At 70.4% G+C, this 19,468-nt stretch carries 20 protein-coding genes; 3 read left to right on the top strand and 17 right to left on the bottom strand.

Annotated features, from left to right (window positions below):
* Window positions 1-66 precede the first annotated feature (66 nt).
* The 9 genes from ASE01_RS21075 to ASE01_RS21035 form a co-directional block, all read right to left on the bottom strand.
* Window positions 67-426 carry a hypothetical protein gene (locus tag ASE01_RS21075; protein WP_056757326.1) on the bottom strand — a complete coding sequence of 120 codons (360 nt, stop codon included), beginning with the start codon at window positions 424-426 and terminating at the stop codon, window positions 67-69.
* Between the two features lie 86 nt (window positions 427-512).
* The gene (locus tag ASE01_RS21070) at window positions 513-1,760 is read right to left on the bottom strand and encodes a phage major capsid protein (protein WP_056757323.1); all 1,248 of its coding nucleotides are present in this window, start codon (window positions 1,758-1,760) and stop codon (window positions 513-515) included.
* 96 nt (window positions 1,761-1,856) lie between these two features.
* Window positions 1,857-2,714, bottom strand: a complete 858-nt coding sequence (locus tag ASE01_RS21065; RefSeq protein ID WP_056757320.1) for a head maturation protease, ClpP-related — start codon at window positions 2,712-2,714, stop codon at window positions 1,857-1,859.
* Window positions 2,707-3,948: a phage portal protein gene (locus ASE01_RS21060; protein ID WP_200958941.1), complete on the bottom strand. Its 1,242-nt coding sequence runs from the start codon at window positions 3,946-3,948 to the stop codon at window positions 2,707-2,709. Before ASE01_RS21060 ends, ASE01_RS21065 begins: the two co-directional genes overlap by 8 nt.
* Before the next feature lie 65 nt (window positions 3,949-4,013).
* Window positions 4,014-4,241 carry a hypothetical protein gene (locus ASE01_RS21055; RefSeq protein WP_056757317.1) on the bottom strand — a complete coding sequence of 76 codons (228 nt, stop codon included), beginning with the start codon at window positions 4,239-4,241 and terminating at the stop codon, window positions 4,014-4,016.
* Window positions 4,242-4,250: 9 nt separating this feature from the next.
* A complete protein-coding gene (locus ASE01_RS21050) occupies window positions 4,251-5,777 on the bottom strand; it encodes a hypothetical protein (RefSeq protein ID WP_056757314.1) in 1,527 nt (508 codons plus the stop codon).
* Window positions 5,740-6,183: a hypothetical protein gene (locus ASE01_RS21045; protein WP_056757313.1), complete on the bottom strand. Its 444-nt coding sequence runs from the start codon at window positions 6,181-6,183 to the stop codon at window positions 5,740-5,742. The genes ASE01_RS21050 and ASE01_RS21045 overlap by 38 nt, the downstream gene beginning before the upstream one ends.
* Window positions 6,184-6,685: 502 nt before the next feature.
* The gene (locus ASE01_RS21040; protein ID WP_056757310.1) at window positions 6,686-7,504 is read right to left on the bottom strand and encodes a hypothetical protein; all 819 of its coding nucleotides are present in this window, start codon (window positions 7,502-7,504) and stop codon (window positions 6,686-6,688) included.
* Entirely contained in the window at window positions 7,501-12,327 is a 4,827-nt protein-coding gene (locus ASE01_RS21035; RefSeq protein WP_162260325.1) for a DNA polymerase, read from the bottom strand. The genes ASE01_RS21040 and ASE01_RS21035 overlap by 4 nt, the downstream gene beginning before the upstream one ends.
* An 83-nt stretch (window positions 12,328-12,410) precedes the next feature.
* On the opposite strand from ASE01_RS21035, the gene ASE01_RS24135 reads away from it, so the two are divergent.
* Window positions 12,411-12,743: a hypothetical protein gene (locus tag ASE01_RS24135; protein WP_056757304.1), complete on the top strand. Its 333-nt coding sequence runs from the start codon at window positions 12,411-12,413 to the stop codon at window positions 12,741-12,743.
* A 35-nt stretch (window positions 12,744-12,778) separates the two neighbouring features.
* On the opposite strand, the gene ASE01_RS21025 is transcribed toward ASE01_RS24135, so the two are convergent.
* Entirely contained in the window at window positions 12,779-13,036 is a 258-nt protein-coding gene (locus tag ASE01_RS21025; protein WP_056757301.1) for a hypothetical protein, read from the bottom strand.
* Between the two features lie 83 nt (window positions 13,037-13,119).
* Here ASE01_RS21025 and ASE01_RS21020 point away from each other — a divergent pair, with 83 nt between their 5' ends.
* Together ASE01_RS21020 and ASE01_RS21015 are read left to right on the top strand one after the other, a co-directional pair.
* Entirely contained in the window at window positions 13,120-13,299 is a 180-nt protein-coding gene (locus tag ASE01_RS21020; protein ID WP_056757298.1) for a hypothetical protein, read from the top strand.
* Between the two features lie 9 nt (window positions 13,300-13,308).
* Window positions 13,309-13,938, top strand: coding sequence for a DUF4145 domain-containing protein (locus tag ASE01_RS21015; RefSeq protein ID WP_056757295.1), 630 nt, complete (start codon window positions 13,309-13,311; stop codon window positions 13,936-13,938).
* Window positions 13,939-14,128: 190 nt separating this feature from the next.
* Here ASE01_RS21015 and ASE01_RS21010 read toward each other — a convergent pair whose 3' ends face one another.
* From ASE01_RS21010 to ASE01_RS20985, 7 genes are read right to left on the bottom strand one after another with little or no spacing between them, the layout of a single operon-like run.
* Window positions 14,129-14,746 carry a hypothetical protein gene (locus ASE01_RS21010; protein WP_056757292.1) on the bottom strand — a complete coding sequence of 206 codons (618 nt, stop codon included), beginning with the start codon at window positions 14,744-14,746 and terminating at the stop codon, window positions 14,129-14,131.
* Window positions 14,743-15,231, bottom strand: coding sequence for a hypothetical protein (locus ASE01_RS21005; RefSeq protein ID WP_056757289.1), 489 nt, complete (start codon window positions 15,229-15,231; stop codon window positions 14,743-14,745). The genes ASE01_RS21010 and ASE01_RS21005 overlap by 4 nt, the downstream gene beginning before the upstream one ends.
* Window positions 15,228-15,980 (bottom strand): hypothetical protein, encoded by a 753-nt coding sequence (locus tag ASE01_RS21000; RefSeq protein ID WP_056757287.1) that lies wholly within the window; start codon window positions 15,978-15,980, stop codon window positions 15,228-15,230. Before ASE01_RS21000 ends, ASE01_RS21005 begins: the two co-directional genes overlap by 4 nt.
* On the bottom strand, window positions 15,977-16,150 hold the full coding sequence (locus ASE01_RS24600) for a hypothetical protein (RefSeq protein ID WP_157537660.1): 174 nt from the start codon (window positions 16,148-16,150) through the stop codon (window positions 15,977-15,979). Before ASE01_RS24600 ends, ASE01_RS21000 begins: the two co-directional genes overlap by 4 nt.
* Entirely contained in the window at window positions 16,147-16,635 is a 489-nt protein-coding gene (locus ASE01_RS20995; RefSeq protein ID WP_056757284.1) for a hypothetical protein, read from the bottom strand. The genes ASE01_RS24600 and ASE01_RS20995 overlap by 4 nt, the downstream gene beginning before the upstream one ends.
* Window positions 16,636-16,659: 24 nt before the next feature.
* Window positions 16,660-18,459: a DEAD/DEAH box helicase gene (locus tag ASE01_RS20990; protein ID WP_056757281.1), complete on the bottom strand. Its 1,800-nt coding sequence runs from the start codon at window positions 18,457-18,459 to the stop codon at window positions 16,660-16,662.
* A 3-nt stretch (window positions 18,460-18,462) separates the two neighbouring features.
* Window positions 18,463-19,401 (bottom strand): hypothetical protein, encoded by a 939-nt coding sequence (locus tag ASE01_RS20985; RefSeq protein WP_056757278.1) that lies wholly within the window; start codon window positions 19,399-19,401, stop codon window positions 18,463-18,465.
* Between the last annotated feature and the right edge of the window lie 67 nt (window positions 19,402-19,468).

Here is a 19,468-nt window from a genome sequence, read left to right as displayed (position 1 = left end):
GGACTCGAAGAGGTGGGGGAGCCGCTCGCCCCGCGGAACGGGGCGCAGGGCGAGCGGCGCTGGGGGTCAGCCCTCGTGGAGAGCGCTGACGACCTTCTCGGCGGCCTTCTCGGCCGCGGCGGCGACCTTGTCGTGCTCGGCCTTGGCCGCCTCGATGGTCGGGTCCTGGGGAGCGTCCTCGACCGTCGAGCCGCCGTCACCGGCGTTCTTGGCGTCGGCTGCGGAGACCGCCTGCTGCTTGAACTGCTCCTGGGCCGCCTTCACGGCGGCCTCCTTGTCGCCGATGATCTCCGGGTTGTGCTGGTCCGGAGTGCCGTCGGCGCGCAGGGAGAGCATCTGCACGCGGTCGTGGTCGCCCTCGTGCTTGACGGCGGTGTTGGCCGTGTCGATGTCGGTGGTCTTCGGCTTGCTGGTGCTGGTCGCCATGGCGATGTCCCTTCTTCGGTGCGGTGGTGGTGCTGGGGACTCCGGCAGGCCTGGCGTCGAGGCCGGGCCTGCCGGAGCCGTGACGATCAGGCCGCGGCCTGCTGCAGCGTGCGCACCGAGCTGGAGTTCTGCAGGGTGCCGTCAGAGCGCTGGAAGCCCAGGAATCCGACCTGCAGGAACTCGGCATACCGCTCGGTGAGCCGCAGGAGCGCGAAGTCGGAGACGTCTCGGATGAGGTAGCTCTCGCGGAAGTCGCCGAAGGCGACCGTCTTCGCCCCGGCCGCCGGCTCCGGGACGTAGTTGTTGATCGCGACCGGGTAGCCCATCAGGAGCGCCGGCGTGCCGGCCTGCATGGACGGCTCCCACAGGGGGCGCTGGTTACCGTCTTTGAGCTTGCGCAGGCCCTTGCGGAACTTCTGGTTGTACATGAACCGCAGGTTGTCGTTGCCCTCGGTGTAGGCGGCGTCCAGCGACTCCGTGAGGTCGACGAGCTCGTCGTAGGTCACGGCAGCGATCGCCGCGGCCGTGACACCCACGGGCGCCGAGGTGATGAGCCCGTCCGGCTGACCGGTGCCGGTACCCACGGTGAAGTGCCGGTTCTGGACCCGAGCGATGCGGCGGGCCAGGCGGGTCGACAGCCAGTCGTCGATGTCGAAGAAGCTGTCCTGGATCAGCTGCAGCGAGGTGCGGACGATCTTGGAGTGGTACATGTACGAGCCGATGTCGTTGGTGCCCAGCTCGAGGTCCTGCTCCGAGGCCGCGGTGTTCTCGCCGAGGATGGCGCCCTCCGTGGCGTCGTCCTCCGTGGGCCACGGCAGGGTGGCACCGGTCTCGGTCGTGATGACCTCGGCGTACTGCCGCATCGAGGCCATCGCACGCAGCTTCTCGACGACCTTCTGGCGGAACGCCGGGGGGACGGCGTAGCCGCCGGCAGCACCGGTGCCGACGCCCTGGGCGTTGCGGATGGCGTCGTCCTTGACGAAGCCGGACGCAAGGACCCGCTGGTCGTCGTGGCCGAGCACGTTCATGCCGCCGCGCATCCATCGGTTGAAGGCCTCGGTGTAGCCCTTGGCGAACTCCTCGTCGTCGACCTCGTCGCTCGGGGCGACGACGCCAGAGCGGTCGACCTTGGAGTTGGCCGCGTCGTTGGCCTCGAAGCGCTCCTGGCGCTCGATGTCCACGTCGAGCTTGTCGTACGACGTCTCGAGACGGTCGTAGGTCTGCTCCTGGTCGGCCGACAGCTTGTCGCCCTCGCCGGCGGGGGCGGCCATGATCGCCTTCATCTGCTCCCAGATGCCGGCGCGCTGCTCACGCAGCTCCTTGCTCGATGCCATGGTCGGCTTCCTCTCTTCCGCGTTGCGGATTGCCCGCACGCGGACGCGGCGGGTCGTGCTCCTGGCCAGCCCTGTGCTGGACGGGAGAGTCGTTGATCAGCCCGCTCGCTTCTGGTGGCGCCGCTCCCGCAGCGCGTGGAAGCGGGCTTGGCGGTCGTCGGCGTCCTCCGCAGGGGCGGGGGCCTGCTGCCGCGGAGGCTTGGGGATCTTCGGGGCCGGGGCCTCTGCTCGGCCGGCGAACTTCATCCCGGCGCCCTTGAGGTCGAAGGCGGCGGCGGGGTCCCCGTCGATCTGGGCGCCCTCGACCACGTCGGCGAGCCCGGCGTCGACCGCCTCCTGGGCGACGTACCAGCCTTCGTCGAGCATGATCGCGCGCCAATCCTCGGTGCTGCCCCCGGACTTGTCGGCGTAGACCGCGGCGATGTTGTCGCTGATCTGGCCGAGAAGGTCGCCCGTCGAGTGCATGTCGCCGGCGTTGCCGACGCACATGCCCCATGCGTCGTGGATCATCAGCTGGCTGTTGGGCCGCATGATGGTCTTGTCGGCGGCGCAGGCGATGAAGCTTGCCGCCGAGGCGGCGATGCCGTCGACGATCGCGGTGACGGGAGCCGCGTGCTCGCGCAGGTTGTTCAGGATCGCCAGGGCCTCCCACACCTCCCCGCCGGGGCAGTTGATGTGCAGGCGGATCTCGTCGACATCGCTCGGCACCTGGTCGAGGGCGTCCAGGAACTCCAGGGCCGACACGCCCCACGGGGCACCCCAGGAGTCGATGGGCTCGTAGAGGCGCAGGGTTGCGACGCCGTCGGTGATGTTCCCGCCCGGCACCTCAGCGCGCACCGGGGTCAGTTGCCGGTTGGCGGGTGACCGGCGGCCGTGGAAGCGGTAGCGCGGGTGCTCCTCGGCGCGGGCCGAGGCGCGGTTGAGCAGGGGCATCAGGCCGGGGATGTCACGCATAGCGCTCCTCCTGGATCGTGGGTACGGGGGCGAGCTGTGCGGGGCGCGCGGGCTCTGGGCGGTCGGGGGCGGCCGGCGCTGACTCGTCGGTGCTGCCGTTGTCGGTGGTGCCGAGCTCGCCGAAGTTGAGGGGTCGGTAGCGCACGTCGCCGCCCTCGACCGGAGACTGCTCCTCGTAGGCGCGGATCTCGTTGGTCGACAGCGCGCCGAGTTCCCACATGGACTTGTAGAAGGCGGCCCGGGCTGCCGAGTCGCCGCGGAGCAGGCCCTCGAGCGCGTACTTCGCGTAGATCGGCGTCGGGCGCAGCACGTGCTTGGTTAAGCGCTGCTCCATCGCAGTGAGCTCGGGGCCGAGGTCGAACTTCACCCAGCCGAGCGCCTGCTGCTCGAGGCCGGTGCCCCAGCTGGTGGACTTCTCGGTCTCGAACATCAGGAACGGGGGGATGCCGAACCAGCGGCAGACCTCGACGACCTGGAAGCGACGTGACTCGAGGAACTGCGCGTCGTCGGGGTTGATGGAGAGCTGCTGGAAGGTGGCGCCCTTGTCGAGCACGACGGTTCCGTGTGCGGACTCGAGACCGGTGCGCTTGTCCTTCCACCGCGCGGCGAGCTGGTCCGCCTGGCGCTGGGTGAGGCGCTGCTCGGTCTGCAGCACGCCGGTGGCGAGCGAGCCGGAGCCGAAGAGCCGAGCGCCGTACTCCTGCGCGGCCAGTGCCATGCCGATCGACTCGCGGGCCGCGCGGATGGGGGAGACGCCGCAGATCCCGTCGTACCCGAGCCCGGGCAGGTGGAGGATCTCGTTGTCTGAAAGCACCTCACGGCCGCCGTCGATCGAGTAGACCTTGCGTCCGCCCTCGGACTCTCGGCCGACCTTGACCCGGTTCGGGTAGATCGGCCACAGCTCGACCACCTGTCCGAGCGGGTTGCGCAGCTTGCGCAGGTAGGCGTTGCCCCAGCCGCGCTTGTGGAAGAACGCGGTCTGCCACAGCTCAAACGGCGTCATGTCGGGGTGCGGGTCGTCCAGCAGCCGGGCGCTGTGTCCGACCGCGCGAACCCGGGCGTTCTCGACCTCGCGGTAGCCGTGCAGCGGGAGCGCGGCCGGCACGTTGCAACTGACCTGCATGGCGCGCCAGACCGCCGGCACGCCGAGCGCGGTGATCTCGGTGACGTTGGTGCCGCTGAGGTTCTTGCTGATGCCCAGCGCGTCGAGCAGCGTCGTGTCCGTCAGCGGCACCGCAGGGTTCTCTGCGGCCACCGCGGCCCGAGGTGCGCGTGCGCTTCGCACGCTTCCGAAGACGGTCACGGCGCGGCCTTCGCCGGGGGCTTGGCCTCGAGCACCGCGGCGACGTAGACCGCAACGATGCCTCCCACGATCAGGAAGACGCCGGCGGCCAGGCAGGCCAGGGCGGTGGAGACCTGGGCGGCTGCGGCCACGATGAAGCCGGCGCCGAGCACGACCACGAGCACGCCGAGGAGCTCGACCAGGGGGCCGACTCCGGGCTTCGGTGCGCTGGTGGTGGTGCTCATGGGGCCTCCTCAGCCGAGAGTGATTGCGCCGTACTTGCCGGCGCCGTAGTCGGCGAGGATCGCCGCTTCGAGCATGTCGACCTCGCCGCCGGACTGGCGGCGCCCGACGAGCGGGCGGTCGTTGTAGTAGCGCCACACCGCGCCCTCGACGGCCTCGTCGAGCTCGGCGGCTTCGGGGTGCAGCAGGCGGGTCTCGCGGACCTTGTCCGAGAAGCGCGCCGTGGCTTCGGCGACCTCGTCGACGTCGATGAGCTCGAGCGCGACGTCGGCCTCCTCGAAGTCCTTGATGAGGCTCTTGCCTGGGCCCTTGGAGTCCATGACCACAACGCAGTCGGTGGCGTCCTGGATGCGCTTCACCTCGGCCACAAGCCAGCCGACTCCCTCGCGGCGGTCGACCGGGGCCACGTAGGAGCGCTCGACGGGCTCGGACTCGGGGTCGTCGGGGTCCTCGAGCACCTCGACGGGGGAGCCCGCGGCGATCGAGGCCCAGGCCCGGCTGACCGACACCGCGATGCCGATTGCGGCCGGGGTCTCGGGCAGCTCGATCGGCTCGCCGATTCCGTCGGACCAGTTCGGGAAGATCGATGTGGCGCCAGCGGATGCCGGCTCCTCCCACTCGCCCATGCACTCGCGGCGCCACTCGTCGGTCGGCATCGCCTGGCGGACGTTGGCCAGGTTCTCGATCGGCATCCGGCCCGTCGCCGTCGCCGGGTTGCGCTCGACGATGATCTCGATGCGGTTGAGCACGCACGGCGCGCCCTGCTCGAGGCCGGTCTTCGGGTGCTGGCACTTCTCGTCCTCGCACGGCGGGAGCGGCTTGCCGCCCCACTCGAGGTACGTCATCGTCGGCGAGAGATGCTTGCGGCCGCGCTCGCGGAGGTCGCGCAGTTGCTCGCTGTCGGCCTTGCCGGGCGAGGAGCCATAAAGCACCTGCGGCTCGTGCTGAGCCAGCAGAATCGGGATGACCGCGCCCATCATCGACTTCTTCAGTGCGAAGGCCTCGTCGAGCACCAGCTTGGGCTTGCCCAGGCCGCGACCGCCGTCGCGGGTTCGGGCCTTGAACCAGATCGTCTGGCCGTTGGCGAGCTCGATCCGCTCCTCGCCGTTGGCGTCGTAGATGCCCTCGTTCTTCTGGGCGAGCATCCGCTTCTGCAGGCTCGGGGCCGCGCGCAGCAGGTTCGCGAGGTCGCGCTGTGCCGCGCGAGTCGTCGACATCTCGTGGGCGGACCAGACGATCTCCGGCACGTCGAGCACGTAGAGCCACCCGATGACGGTCTGCAGGAAGAGCCCGGTCTTGAGGTTCTGCCGCGAGCAGATCACGCAGAACTCGAACGTGGCTGGCGAGCCGTCGGGGCGGATCGCGAAGATCATGTCCAGGCCGAGCTCCTGCTGGGCGTCCGGCTCGTAGCCGGCTGCGGCGCAGACCTCCGCGACCTCGGGCCCGTAGGTCAGCGACGGCTCGGGGCGCTGCCGAACGCCGTGCGGGCACGTCCAGAAGTCAGGCTCGATCAGCCGCTTCGCGGGCCTTGGCCTCACGTCGCCTCCTGGCTTCGGTTACCTCGTCGTCCTCGACCTCGGCCGTCTTCGGCTGGTCGCCGGCCGGAGTAGGGGCCGGCGTCGCGCCGATGCGGTCGAGCACCTGGCGCAGCTCCTTGGCGAGCGAGCCGGCAGCGGTGCCGGTGGCGGCCTTGACCTGCTTGGCCAGGTGCAGCGCGATCTGCCCGTCGACGGTCTCGAGCTGGTTCGCTGCGGCGAGGTCCTTGCGCACGGCCGTGACCAGCGGGTCCTCCGGCTTCAGGCCAGCGGTCGGGTCAGCGCCTGCGGTGCCGGCGGCCTCGCGCTGGGCGCGCTTCTTGCACCCGGGCGTCTTCCAGCGGGCCCGCGGGCTCTTGGCCTCGAACGTGCCACAGCCACAGCCGCACTCCAGCGTGTACGACGGCACCCGGTACCTCCTCGGTGTCCCGAGACGATCGGGCTGATGGGTCGGAGAGAGAAGCCGCAAGACGGCGGCGGTCAGGAAGGCCTCGGCCTGAACTTCCGAGGGGCCCCGGGGGTCGAGCTCAGATCACCCAGCGGCCCGATTTTTGGGCGCGGGGCGGGCGCCGGCGGCGCATCCGGTTGCCCCGGCGCGCTGCCTCCGCGAGGTTGCACCTGCGGTGCCCCACGCCGATGACCACTTGGCCACTCGGGTCATGGCACACGTGCCAGAGCTGCGTCGGGGCGAGGGCCGGCGGGATGAACCGCGATCGCATCAAGCACACAGGCTCAGCGCAGTAGGCCTGGCCTGCAGCCACCACGGCCCGCCACTGCTCGCGCTCTTGCTGATGAGACCAGCCGTACCTGGGCTTAGCCACGGTGGGCGCCCCTGAAATGCAGAACGTCCAACGTGTTCAGGGCAGGGTTTGCCACCAACAGTTGGACGTGACAAACCGTAGCACGACTGCTCACCGCGCACCCCGACTCGGCGTGTCCGAGGTCAACAGGTCGAGCACGTCGCCCACTCGGTAGACCTTGCGCGGCCTGCCGTCGATGACCTTCGTCGTGACGTGGGTGACCTTGCCCCTCGCACTCCACTGCCGGATGCGCACCTCGAGCCGGCCCACGCTCACCTCGCCCGTGAACACGGCGGCGAGACGCGCGATCACGGCCACCGGGGCCAGTTCGTCCTCGGCTGCTCGCACCAGCTGCTGGCGTCGTACGCCCACGTCCCAGCGCATGCCGCATCGGCAGGTGACCCAGCGCTCGTCGTGGCTGGCGTACAGCGGCTGCAGGCACGGCTGCTCGTCCAGGTCATGGCCGCAGGTACCGAGGTAGTTCCCGGTGCGCGCCCGCTCGGCCACCCGCTTCAGCAGTCGCTCGACACCGAGCAGGTCGCGGTTCAGGTCGCCGGCCCAGGGCAGCGTGGCCACTGAGGCCAGGTGCTCGGCGAGCCAGGCGGTGAGCTCGGGGACTCGTGCCGGCGGCGGGCTGATGCCGGGCCGGTCGTCGACCAGCGCCCGCGCCCACGTCCGCAGCGTGTTCGTCGCGTCGGCGTCAGCGGCCGTGACCGGGTCGAGCACGATGGCCGCAGCTGCGACCGCTGTCGGGTCCGGGGTCGCGCTCCTGCTGCGCCTTGGCGCGCCGCCGGTCGGGACGCGATCGAGGTCGGCGTAGTACGCCGCGATGTTGCTCAAGGCGTGCCGGCCGGTGCGCAGGCAACGAGGGCACAGCGCGAGATCGTCGGTCGTCTCGCAGCGGCAGTGCTGGCAGGTCGGGGTGCTCAAGCTGAGTCCTTCCACTCGAAGCTCGGCTCGTCGGCCTCGGCCACGATCGGGACGCCGTAGAGCTCGGTGGCCATGCACGCCTTCAGCGCCTCGGTCGCCTCCGCAGCCTCGCTCTCGGGCACCATCGCGAGGATCTCGTCGTGTACCGGCATCAGCGTGCAGTGGCCCCAAGGGGTCTGCTCCCAGCGCAGGAGTGCGTCGATCAGGAGTTCGCGAGCGGTGCCTTGGATGGCGTAGTTCGGGCCGGCGTGAGGCGCGATCTTGGGCAGGTGGATCACGCGACCGGCGTACGTCGGGTAGCGGGTCCGCCCAGCTTCGACACCGCCGCGGATCATGTGACTCCACTGGGTCAGGCCGGGCGTCATCGCGTCCATGGCTGAGATGACGCTGCGAGCCACGTCCACCCCGGCGCCGTCCGTTCGGGCCATGCCCTCGACTCCCTGGCCATAGATCCGGCCGAAGACCTTGCGCTTGGCCATGTAGCGGTTGGACTTCGTGAAACTGGCGCCCCACACGAGCTTGGCGATCTCGGCGTGAAGGTCCACGCCGTTGAGCAGCATCTCGATCAGTGCCTGGTCCTGGCTCAGGGCCGCTGCTACCCGGATCTCGACCGAGGCGAAGTCGGCGGTGATGAGCAGGTGCCCGGGGTCGGCAGAGATGCACGCGCGCATGCCGCCTTCGCGGCTGATCTGCTGCAGGTTGAACCGGACCGAGGACATGCGTCCGGTGTCAGCGCCGAGGGTGTGCACGGTCGAGCGGGCACGGCCGTCCCCGTTGTGCACCATGTCGCGCCAGGGGTCGAGGAATAGCTTGAGCGCGGTGTCTGCGTGCCGCCAGTCGAGGATCACCCGCGCCAGGTGCTGGACGTCGCTGATCGCCTCGGTTGCCCAAGTGCGCTCGGACCCGCGAGGGCCGGCGATCGGCTCGAGCACGCCCTTGGCGACCGAGGGCTTGCCGGTGCTGGTGCGAGGCAACGCGGCACCCATCGCGGTGAGCATGCCGCCGAGCTGGGTGTTGCTGCCGGGGTTCTCCACCGGGATCAGGGCGGCAAGCTGGGCCTTGGCGGTCGCGTGTTCCTCGTGGAGGCGGTCGATCTGCTCGGGCACGAACCGGAAGCCGGTGTGTGCCACGCGCGCGGTCATCCGCTGCGCCGTCCGTTCGCGGTGCAGTTGCTCGGGCTCGAGCGCCGGGAGCCGCCGCGCGAGGGCCGCGCAGTCGAGCACGTCGGCTCCGTCGTAGCGGGCCATGGTCTCGCTGTGGTGGTCTACCTGGGCCCATCCAGACTGCTCGATCTCGTGGGTGACCTCGATGTCGGTCTTCCACTTGCCGGCCCTGAACAGCTCGGCCCTGGCTGCGTCCGCGGTGGGGGCGAGCGCGAGGTCTCCGAGCATCGACTTGGCCAGGCCCTTGAGGTCGTCGCTGTTGCCGGTCAGGGCGGGGTCGGCGATCTTGGCGAGCGTGCCGGTATCGACCATCCGGCTCCACGCCTCCTCGGCCTCGACCAGGCCGGCCACGGCCAGCGGCACGATGTCAGCGCTGGCGGAGTGGGCGTGCAGGACGCGGGCCGCAGCGAGGTGCCGGCGAGCGATCTCGTCGTGCGCGAAGGCATCGGGACCCTCGTGGTCAAGGACCACAGCGAGGTTCTCGTCACCGAGCTGGATCGTGCGCAGTGCGTAGTGGCGGTGCCCGATCGGGTAGCCCGTGTGCTCGACGTCGACCGTGAGTTCGCCGGTTCCGTCCTCGCCGGTGATGGTGGCGAGCAGGGCGTCGGCCTGCTCGAGGGTGATCGAGCGGATCGTGCCGTCCCTGGTCAGCAGGGCGGGCAGGCTGACCTTCGCGCCAGCAGCAGCTGCGATCGCCTCCAGACGCTTCGCTGCTGCTGCCTCGGACCGCTTCGCCCGGGCCGCCTCGGTTTTCGCCTGGGCAGCCAGCCCGATGGCGCAGTCGCTGTCGTGCGTCCCCTTCGCGCCAGTCGTCCCGCCGCATTCGCGGCAGCGCCTCGCGGGGCTCGCTGGCACAGTCGGGGTGACGGGTTGACGGGTACTTCCGGGTTGCCGCTCCTGCGTGTGTGCGGGCGTGTGCGTGCGTGTAAGAGTTGGGTTCAACCCGTCATACCCGTCACCCTCCACAGAAACACCGGGGTTGACCTGCGGAAACAGGGGTGACGGGTTGGGGTTCAAACCCGTCACCAACCCGTCACCTTTGGGGCTCAACCCGTCACCCGTCGACAGAACGGGGGCGGTCTGAGGCGGCAGCGGATTCGTGCTGGCGTCCTGAGCGGCCACGGAGGGTGACGGGTCAGGCATACCGGGCAGGAAGCCGCCGGAGCGAATCCTGAGCGCCCTGCGCTTGCCGTTCTTGGTGTGGACGCTCGGGTAACCGCGGCGGTGAAGCTCGCGCCCCCAGCGGGTCTCCGTGGGGATCAGGTCGTTGCGGTGGCCTGATCGCTGGCAGGAGGCCCGGAAGGCCTGGTAGAGCTCGCGGCTTGGGGTGCCGGCTGCGAAAGGCTCGGTCTCCTCCTCGAGCCACACGGTGACCGGGTCCTGCTCGGCGCCGAGGTGCTCGGCGAGGTACATCAGGTGCTCCGGCGCCGCCGCCATGGACCCGGTGCTGGGGTCCGACAACCATCCGGCGGCCTCGCGCAGCATCGAGGCCAGGACTCCGGGCGCTTCGGTGCGCCAGCCGGACGAGCGCACCGACCCGATGGCCGCACGGCTGGCCCGGACCTGCTCGGGGTCGCCCTCGCACGGGATGAGCCGGACGCGGGCCCGCACGGCCGGGTCGGTGAGCAGCGGCTCGTCATTGGCGGTGAGCACGAGGGTGTGGGTGGGCCGGAAGGTGATCGGGTCCTTGTGCATCTGGTTGGCGGTGATCTCGCCGCCGCCGGTGAGCTGCTTGAGGTGCTCCTGGCCGGCGCGGTTCTCGGCCGGTGCCTCGTCGATGAAGGACAACCTGCGGCCCTTGAGCGAGTAGCGGATGGTGTCGTGGGCGCCGGTGTTGGTGAGCAGCTTCGGGTTGGCCGCGTGGGCGTAGGACCCCAGCACGCTCATCAGCAGGTCGACGACCTGGGTCTTGCCGCGACCGGTCTCGCCGAGCAGCACCGGCAGCGCGCGGTCGGCGTAGCCGGTGAACGCGATTGAGAGCACGCGCAGCGCCCACGCCCGGGTGCCGGGGTCGGGCCACACCGCGGCCACGAAGGCGTCCCACATCGGGGTCGGTACGACGGCCGGTGTGACGCCGCAGCTGTGCATGTGCGGGGTGTTCGGGTCGATGTGCTCGGCCAGCACTGGCACGGTGTCGCTGAACCGCAGGGACCACGGCACACCTCCTGCCCAAAGCACCTCCGGGTCGGCGTCGAGATCACCGAGGGCGACCGAGCCGGGGTAGGTGCCGGCTGCGACCAGGGCGTCGATCTTCCCAGCGACGGCCTTGGCGCCGGCGTTGGTCATGAGCCGCTGGCGCACGGCCGCACGGGTGTGGGGGTCCGAGCCCTTCTCGGCCGTCGGGTCGCCGAGAGGCATCAGCCAGGCAACCTCCGCGACGAGCCACGGGGCGAGCTCACGGCGCGTCTCCCAGCGGTCGTTGAGGCGCATGAGCCACGTCCTGGAGTCGTAGGCGTACCGAACCGCTGGCGCGGTGCGCGCCAGCACGTGGTCGGCGAGCTTCTGGTCGAGCTGTGCCAAGGGGTCGAACGCCTCGACGCCGATGTAGCTGCGGATGCTCCACTGCTGGTCGGGCTCGACGCCCATCAGCTCGGGCCGCGTGGGGTCCGCTGGCCGGTCGTCGCCCGGCGTCGGAGCCTGGATCTGCAGCACCGTGCCACCGGTCAGACAGGGCTCGTTCGGCTGCTGCACGGCGCCGTGGGCCGTGACGGCCTTGCGGGCGCTGGTGAGCAGCATCTGGTCGAACTCGGCGCTGCGGTCCTCACCCTCGGTGACCCGGTCCCACACGGTGCGCAGCTCGAGCACGGCGCTCGCGAAGCCGGCATGTCCCGACGCAGCGATCTGCACCAGGTGGTGGACCCTCGCGGTCATCGCGTCGTGGCGGGAACCAGCGTCGGCCCGGGTGAGCTCCTCGAGCGCGATGAGCCGGACGTCGGTGATCTCGGCGCACTCCGGACGCCAGTCGTCGAGCAGCTGGTCGAGCAGGGCGTGACCGCTGGCATGGTCCGCAGCGGCCGGTCCCTGCTCGGTCGCGTGCTCGAGGAGGCCCTGCACCCAGGTGGCGGGCAGCTCGGCGAGCTCCTCGGGCCTCGGGGGAGTGTCGACGGGCCGACCGGCAGGGTCGTACCAGCGGTAGGCGCCGCCGACCTCGTGCGGTGACGGGGCCACGACGGTGTAGCGGTGGTGGCGCTGGATGATCTCGATGTCGCCGGTCACCGTGCCGTCGGGCTGGGTGCCCTGCAGCTTGGTGGCGTAGCGCTGGGGCGGTGCCCGGAACAGCATGATCCGGGACAGCCCCGGGCCAGCCTCGGTGCCGCGGGCGGTGCTCGACCAGGTCGCCGGCAGTGGTCCCCAGCGCTGCTCGCAGGCGGCCAGCGTCTCGGCTCCGCGCTTCTGGACACCTTTCTTCACGTACTGGTCAACATCGATCCCAAGGACACCGTCCGGCATCCGCAGCGCGATCGAGTGACCTGGGTGGCTGCCAACCCACGCGACGAGCTGCGCGGGCTCGGTGTCGCGCCCGGCCGCGCCGGTGAAGCCGACCGGCGGCGGGTGCTTCTCCTGGCTGGGCACCGGGAAGACGCAGGGCCAGCCGGCCAAGGCGTAGTCGGCGACGTGGTCCGCGAAGACCTGCATGGGCTGATGGGGCTGGACGCTCACGCGGCGTGCTCCTCGGGAGTAGAATCGGAGATGACCTCGCCGGCGGGTGCCGGCGACACTGATGAACGGGAGTTCAAAACGCCATGACTGCTTTCGCGCCCCAGGGCCTCGCGTTCGACGAGGACAGCCGCCTCCTCTGCCCCCACTGCAAGGGCGACTACGTGCACGTCGACAACGCATACGTCGCCGGTCGGCCGCGGGAGGACAGCGAGGTGTTCCCGGTCCACGTGGACGACAGCGGCCAGGTGCGCGCTGACCACTCGGTCGACCTCCCGATTCCGGAGGGCCAGATCGGGCGCCGCCACGTCATCTCGCTGACGGGCTGGTGTGAAACCTGCAGCGCCCGCTTCGCGCTCGAGTTCAAGCAGCACAAGGGGCAGACCTACTTCGCGGTGCGCCGCCAGTCCTGGGCCTGATCGGCTGACCTCGGCCTGCTCGGGGTAGGGGATGCTCACGCTGCTCCTCTGGGACGGTTCTGGGTGTGGGGGTTGGCTCGGTAGAGCCGCTTCTTCGGCCACTTCGGGCGGATGGGCGCCTCGGTCTTGCACGACGCGCCGCGGTGCGGGTGGCCGATGTGCCAGTCGGGGCAGTCCGGGCACGCGTAGGCCTCGATCCCGGGACAGTCCGGGTGAACGAAGCCGTGCAGCGTGGCGGCGTTGGTGGCCAGGTGCTCGGAGAGGTAGGCGACCTTGTCGGCGCAGGCGGTCATGAGACGGCTCGCCAAAGTCGGGGGGTCGGCGTACGGTCCGGCACAGCGAGCGGCGACGGGCCGCTCAGACGAAAGGGACCAACATGGCCACCTCCGCTGACACGCAGGCTGCCCTCTTCTCCGAGATCAAGCGACAGGTGAGCGCGATGAGCACCGTGGGTATCGGCGCACCCAGCAAGGCCGCGGCCCTCCGGGACTTGGCCGCGGCCTACCGTCACGCAGCAGGCGGGCCCCAGCCGGGCGGTTCCGCGTCGGGCGAGTGACGACGAGTAATGAGCGCGACATCGAATCTCAAGGCTCTCCACAACTCGCAATCGATCGGCAGCTTCGACGTCCCCGGCGCATGGGCGTCGACGCCATGTCCTCACTGTGGGGGGAATCAGGCGCTGTGCGTCGCCTACGTCAACGAAGGCGGCGGCGGCGGCACTCGGTGGTACCGCTGCGTCACCTGCCTGAAGGGAGCTGTCAAGAACGACGAGATCGTCAGCCCGTCGGCGAAGCCGTTGCGCACCCCGGCCGGTCTGCCGCCTCTCGACCTGCAGATCTGGACTGAGGTCCGGACCTGCCTGGGCTCGGGCGCCTATGCGGCCACCGTGATGCTGTGCCGCAAACTGCTCTTCCACATCGCCGTGGCGCACGACCTCCCAGCGAAGAACGACAAGGATCGATCCCCGACCTTCTACGAAGCGGTCGAGCACCTCCAGGAGCAGGGTCTGGTCACGCCCAAGATGCGCCCATGGGTCGATCGGATCAAGGACGTCGGCAACGACGCTAACCACGAGCTCAGCCCCATCACGCTCGAGCTGGCAACGGACGTAGCCACTTTCACCGAGCAGTTGCTGGTCCTCGCCTACGAGCTCGACGCCTTGATGGCTCAGCAGGCAGGTCACGACGGACCTTGAGGAGGGCTCTGAATCCAGCTTCTGAAGCCGGCGGAGCAGCCCCCGCACAGGTCCCAGCGCTCGAGCGCAGCGCCGGCCACCCGCTGCCGGCTGATCCTGCTCCAGTCGGCAGGGAATTCTTGACGAACAGGTTGCTGCCGCTCAGCTCCGCAGCGATCGCAGACGTGGATCTGGATTTCACTGGTAGCCATCACGCACCCGCCGGCTGCTCGATGCCCAGCAGAGTGCGGATCTGCGAGCGGTTGTAGTGATCGACGTCAGACCAGCCCTGGCCCCCGGCGTAGGCGCGCCACGCCTCCACGTCGGCGTCGTGGGTCGGCTGTCCGTCGAACCCGCCCATCGTCTGCGAGCCCTCCCCGGCGCGCTGCTGGACGTCCTGCGGCTGGATCTCAACCGCCGCGGCCTCGTCAACAGCAGGCTCGGGTGCGTCGTCACCCGGCGCCGGGGAGGGGGTCTGGGGGTCCGCCCAGGCATCGATCGCGGCCTTGACCTCGAGCGAGACCTTGCTGGTGGACTTCTTGACGATGCCGCCGATCTCCCCGACGAGCTCAAGCACGACGCGGTGCTTCTCCTCGAGGTCAGCCAGGTGCTCGTCGAGCCAGTCCTCGCGGGTGCGGAGGCCGGTGGCCTCGATCTCGTTCGACTGCTCCGGTGAGCAGACCGGGTCATCGCAGGTGGGCGTGCTGGACTCCAGTGCCGTAACGCGCCGCTCGAGGTCGTGCACCAGGTCGTCGAGGGTGATCGGCTCCTCGTGCTCGTCGTCGGGGTACGACGCGGCGAGGAACTCTGCGGGGCTGGGCGTGGTCATCGGTGTGCCTTTCGGGAGAGGGGGTCGGGGAGCCCGCCGTCTTTCACGGCGGCGTACAGCGCGTGGCGAGCGGCGTCCTTGGCGTGGCGCATGCCCTTGGTCGGCTCGAGGAGACCGGCGTGAGCCAGGCGGATGTCGGTGGCCCAGGCCTTCACGTCGGCCGCCGAGCGCTTGGCGATCGAGACGCCCTCGTGCCGGCGCGCGACGTTCTCCAGCTGGCCGACCAGGTCGCGGGTGACCGCACCCGGGCCGCCGGACTTCATGGACGTCTTGCCGATGACGAAGCGCTCCAGCGCCACGACGACGGGCGCAGTGCCGAGGTCGGCCCGGTTGTCGCTCAGCAGCGCCTCGAGCACGAGCGGCGCGGTGTGGGCAGAGCACTGGATGACGTCAACGTCGTAGCGGGTCTCGAAGCCGCGGGGCGTCAGCATGACGATGCCGGGGATCGGGCCGGGGTCGATGCCGATGAAGTGCCGGGTCCTCATGACGCCTCCGCCCGGTATCGGCTGGTGTTCCAGCCCGCGCGCTCGAGGTCAGCCAGGGGTCGACCGGTCTCGTGCCATCGGGCGACGACCAGGCGCTTCTCTGCGGGGGTCAGGCTGAGGTGGGTGTCGCCTGCCAGGACGCGCTCGACTGCGACCTCGTCGACGTCGCCGACGATCTCCTCGAGGGTGTCGGGCTCGACGTCACGGTCGATGTCGGACCAGTCGGCCGGTCCGCGGTAACCGAGCCTCACCGCGAAGGCGTTCGCCTTGGTCGAGGGCCCCCGGCGTGACGACAGCTCTCGGTACATCGTGGCGACCGCGTCGTGAGTCGAGCGGGTGACCCATCGGCCTTGCTGGTGCAGCAGAGCGGCCGTGTTGAGTCCGCAGTGCTCGCGCATCTGCTGGTGGCCCCAGCCAAGGAAGAGGAGCGCCTGCAGGCGGCGCGTGGTGCCCGTCCGGGAGACGAAGGGCTCCGCAGCCCGGCGGTTGGTCAGGTTCGCGATCGTCTTCGGGTCGACCTTGAGCACTGCCGTGATCGTCTGCGGGGACGCGTTGGTCTGACCGCCTCGGTTGAGCCGCGACAGCGTGGTGGCCGAGACGCCAGACGTTCCCGCGATCGAGCGCAGGGACCAGCCTGCCCCGAGCAGGGTCGCCAGGTGCAGGCGCGCAGCAGCGGCGTCGATGTAGGCGGTCTCGCCGCGGAGCTTGCGGAGGCGGTGGCGCTTCTGAGCGAGGTGCTGAACAGTCACGACGACTCACCGCGCTGCAGGGCTTCGAGGTGAGCGATGCCGGAGTCGTTCGCCGCACGCTTGCTGGCGAAGCGCCGCACGGGCAGCCCGCACGAGCACTCGGTGACGTGGCGAGGGCCGACCGGCGTCACGGTGACGCGGTGTCCCTCGACGACGGGCGGGGTCTTCACGCTGCACCCGCCTGGGCGACACAGCGCTCGAGGTGCTCCCGGATGTAGAGCTCGGCGCTCGAGGTGCCGCGCTCCATCACGAGGCCGCAGCCGCAGGTCACCAGCATCGAGGCGTCCGACTTGGTCGCCTTGAAGGGCTTGCCCTCGTTGGGCAGACGCAGCTTCGGCCACCCGGCCTTGATCCGCTTGCAGAACGCGAGGTCAGGGCTGTCACGCAGACGAGCTGCGGTCTCTTTGGGGTGGATCCGCTTCATGTGCGCGAGGTACTCGTCGCGGTCCGTCGTCTCGAGCGAGCACGTCAGTGCGACGACCTCGCACTTCAGCTTCGAGTCGTACCGAAACAGGCTCACCGTGAAGCGGTCGATCGCCCGCTGCGCCTCGAGGCGGTCGATCTCGGCCCGCTCGACCGGGGTGAGTACGTCGAGCGGCACCCAAGTCGAGCGTCGGCAGGTCGCCCGGAACTCTCCGGGCTTCAGGTCAGGCATGGGTGTCTCCGTTCTCGTGCGCGGTCAGGCCGCGGCGTTGTCGGTGGTGGCGGTCGATGTGCCGCCGAGGACCTCGCTGGCGATGCGCGGGTCCTGCAGCAGGTCGGCGAGTTGCTGACCGCGCTCGCGCAGAACGGCGCGCACGCGGGAGTCGATGGTGTTCTTGGCGACGATGTCGATGACCTCGATGGAGGCGTGGCCCTCGGCGCCGATGCGGTGCAGGCGGTCCTCGGCCTGCGATGCCTCGACGAACGACCAGGGCCGCTGGAGGAAGACGCAGGTGCTGGCCGCCGTGAGCGTGATGCCAACGCCGCCGGCGCCCGTAGTCACGCAGATCAGATCGAGCTCGCCGCGCTGGAAGGACGCGACGACCTCCGAGCGCGCGGCCCCGGTGACGTCGCCGGTGAGGTAGCCGACCTTCAGGCCCTCAGCGGCCGCAGCGGCGCCGGCCAGCTTGATCAGCTGCTTGCTCGGCGCGAAGGCGACCACGGGCTGCCCGGGGCGCTCGGCCAGGATCTCGAGGAGAGCGTCGACCTTCCAGCTGGGTGCCTGCAGCGTGACGGTGACGTGCTCGCGGTCCTCGAGCTCGCCGGTCTGCTCGTTGAGCTTGGTCTCGGTGGTGACGTCGACCCTGGCCGGCGCGCTGGCCAGCTGGTTGAGCCGGGTCATCTTCGCCAGGGTCGACATGACGGCCAGCTCCTCCACGCCGTTGCCGGTGTCGGGCAGCTCGGCGAGCATCTGCGTCTCCATGTCGTCGTACGCCTTGCGCCACTTCGCCGGCAGCTCGACCGTTCGCACGCTGTGCACCTTGGGCGGCAGGTCGGCGAGGACGTCGGCCTTCGAGACGCGGCGCAGCTGGCCGAGCAGCGCCAGGCGGAACTCGTCCTCGTGGGCGGGGAGCAGCCCGAGGATGTCGTCGTCGTACTCACCGGGCAGCACCTGGCAGTAGCGGCGCACCCAGCGCTCGCGGGCCGGCCAGGCGTCGTGCTCGATCGCGGCCAGCGTCGGCCACAGGTCGCCCGGGTGGTGGGTGATCGGCGTGCCGGACAGCGCGACGACGGCGTCAGCATGCTTGGTCAGGCGGCGTACCGCCTTCGAGCGCGCGGCCTGCTGGTTCTTGATCATGTGGCACTCGTCGATCACCACGGCCCTGGGTGCCAGGTCGCGCAGCGGCGAGATGTTCTTGCCGTTCATCTCGGTCGCGTCGATGCGGGCGGTGTCGTAGGACGTCACGTAGACGTCGGCGGTGCCCAGCAGGGCCTTGCGCTTCGGGCCGCGGTACGCGACAGCTGTGAGCATCGGAGCCCAGGCGTTCCACGCGCTGACCCACGGATCGACGACGGAGGCCGGTGCGATGACCAGCACGGGGAAGACCGGGTTGTGGCCTGGAGCGTGCAGGGCGCGCTCGACCAGACCGAGGATCGTGGTCATGGTCTTGCCGGTCCCGGGCTCGTCAGTGATGAGCGCCTTGCCGGTGGCGGCAATCAGCGCGGCGCCCTCGGTCTGCCAGGGGTACGGCGTCAGGCCGGCGGGCGGGACGTAGGAGATCGTGAGGGCGGGAGCGACCCGCTCGGCGGCGCGGTCGTTGATCCACGCCTGCAGCCGCGGGCCCGGCAGCCAGAAGTCACCGAAGCAGGCGGCGAGCTGGACGACGGCGGGCCAGGTCGCGGGCACGGTCAGCGCGCCCGGGGGGTCGCTCTTGGAGAAGAGCGGAGTGAGTGTCTGGAGCGACTTCGCGGCGACCGCGACAGCGAAGTCCGGCCCGCCGGCGAGGAGCACGATGGACTCCCCGCCGGCGGTCAGCTCCCCGTGGATGGGGACCATGGATCAGCCCTGCTGTCCCGTCAGCTTGGCGAGCAGCTGCGCCTGCTGGTCGGAGAGACCGGCGGGCACGCCCGGGGCACCGGCCGCCGCGAAGGCGTTCGGGTCCTGCGGGACGGGCTGCTGCACCGACTGCTGGACCGGGGCCTGCGCCTGGGGCGCGTACTGCTGGACCGGCTGCTGAGCGGGAGCCTGCTGGGGAACGTGCTGGGCGTACTGCGGCTGCGCAACGGGCTGCTGCACGAACTGCTGCTGCGGCGCCGGGGCGTACTGCTGCACCGGCTGCTGCACGGGCTGGGGCTGGGCCTGGGGAACCTGCGGCGCAGGAACCCCGGGCGGGGTGTAGGTGACGGCGAAGATGTTCTGCGGGATCGTGCCGCGCCCCTGCTTGCGCTGGACCAGCGTGGTCGTGATGATCGCGCCAGCCGTCGGGGCACCGGAGACGCCGGCCTCGCCCATTGCCCGGGTGAGCTCCTCGCGAAGCTGACCACGGATGTAGAGCTTGGCCTCGCCCTCGGGGTACTCCGCCGAGGCGGGGACCTGGAGCGGCACGGCCATGACGAACTTCGGCCGGCCATCGCGGTAGAACTGCGGCACTCCAGCGTCGCGGGTGTTCGGCGCGCCGACCTCCTGCGAGACGTCGGCGTTGGTCACGTCGCGGGGGACGACACCCTGGACGGTGTAGCCGTCGGGCTTGCCCTTCCACGAGATCCCGGGGCCGCCGCCCATGGTCGGCTGGGAGTAGAACGCGTCGAGCGATCCGTCAGCGAGCGGAGCGGCCGGCTGCTGGGGCACCTGCGGGGCGTACTGCTGCGGCTGTGCCGGCGGGTACGCCTGCTGCGGGTAGCCCGGCTGGACCGGGGCGTACTGCTGCTGGGGAACGGGCTGGGCGTACTGCGGCTGCGCAGGCTGCTGGGCCTGCGGGTAGAACGGCTGCTGGGTCATGGGTCTCTCGATCTCTGGTTTGGGTTGATGGGTGATCGGTGAAGCGGCCAGCCCAGGCAGGGCTGAC

This window comes from Nocardioides sp. Root190 (assembly GCF_001428565.1).
In the GTDB taxonomy this organism is placed as follows: Bacteria; Actinomycetota; Actinomycetes; order Propionibacteriales; family Nocardioidaceae; genus Nocardioides.
This window is presented reverse-complemented; position numbering and strand designations above follow the sequence as displayed.

What these genes read in the sequence shown, in the direction of transcription:
- ASE01_RS21075 (WP_056757326.1), bottom strand. Translation starts at nt 426, where the DNA reads ATGGCGACCAGCACCAGCAAGCCGAAGACCACCGACATCGACACGGCC.
- ASE01_RS21070 (WP_056757323.1), bottom strand. Translation starts at nt 1,760, where the DNA reads ATGGCATCGAGCAAGGAGCTGCGTGAGCAGCGCGCCGGCATCTGGGAG.
- ASE01_RS21065 (WP_056757320.1), bottom strand. Translation starts at nt 2,714, where the DNA reads ATGCGTGACATCCCCGGCCTGATGCCCCTGCTCAACCGCGCCTCGGCC.
- ASE01_RS21055 (WP_056757317.1), bottom strand. Translation starts at nt 4,241, where the DNA reads ATGAGCACCACCACCAGCGCACCGAAGCCCGGAGTCGGCCCCCTGGTC.
- ASE01_RS24135 (WP_056757304.1), top strand. Translation starts at nt 12,411, where the DNA reads ATGACTGCTTTCGCGCCCCAGGGCCTCGCGTTCGACGAGGACAGCCGC.
- ASE01_RS21025 (WP_056757301.1), bottom strand. Translation starts at nt 13,036, where the DNA reads ATGACCGCCTGCGCCGACAAGGTCGCCTACCTCTCCGAGCACCTGGCC.
- ASE01_RS21020 (WP_056757298.1), top strand. Translation starts at nt 13,120, where the DNA reads ATGGCCACCTCCGCTGACACGCAGGCTGCCCTCTTCTCCGAGATCAAG.
- ASE01_RS21015 (WP_056757295.1), top strand. Translation starts at nt 13,309, where the DNA reads ATGAGCGCGACATCGAATCTCAAGGCTCTCCACAACTCGCAATCGATC.
- ASE01_RS21010 (WP_056757292.1), bottom strand. Translation starts at nt 14,746, where the DNA reads ATGACCACGCCCAGCCCCGCAGAGTTCCTCGCCGCGTCGTACCCCGAC.
- ASE01_RS21005 (WP_056757289.1), bottom strand. Translation starts at nt 15,231, where the DNA reads ATGAGGACCCGGCACTTCATCGGCATCGACCCCGGCCCGATCCCCGGC.
- ASE01_RS20995 (WP_056757284.1), bottom strand. Translation starts at nt 16,635, where the DNA reads ATGCCTGACCTGAAGCCCGGAGAGTTCCGGGCGACCTGCCGACGCTCG.
- ASE01_RS20990 (WP_056757281.1), bottom strand. Translation starts at nt 18,459, where the DNA reads ATGGTCCCCATCCACGGGGAGCTGACCGCCGGCGGGGAGTCCATCGTG.
- ASE01_RS20985 (WP_056757278.1), bottom strand. Translation starts at nt 19,401, where the DNA reads ATGACCCAGCAGCCGTTCTACCCGCAGGCCCAGCAGCCTGCGCAGCCG.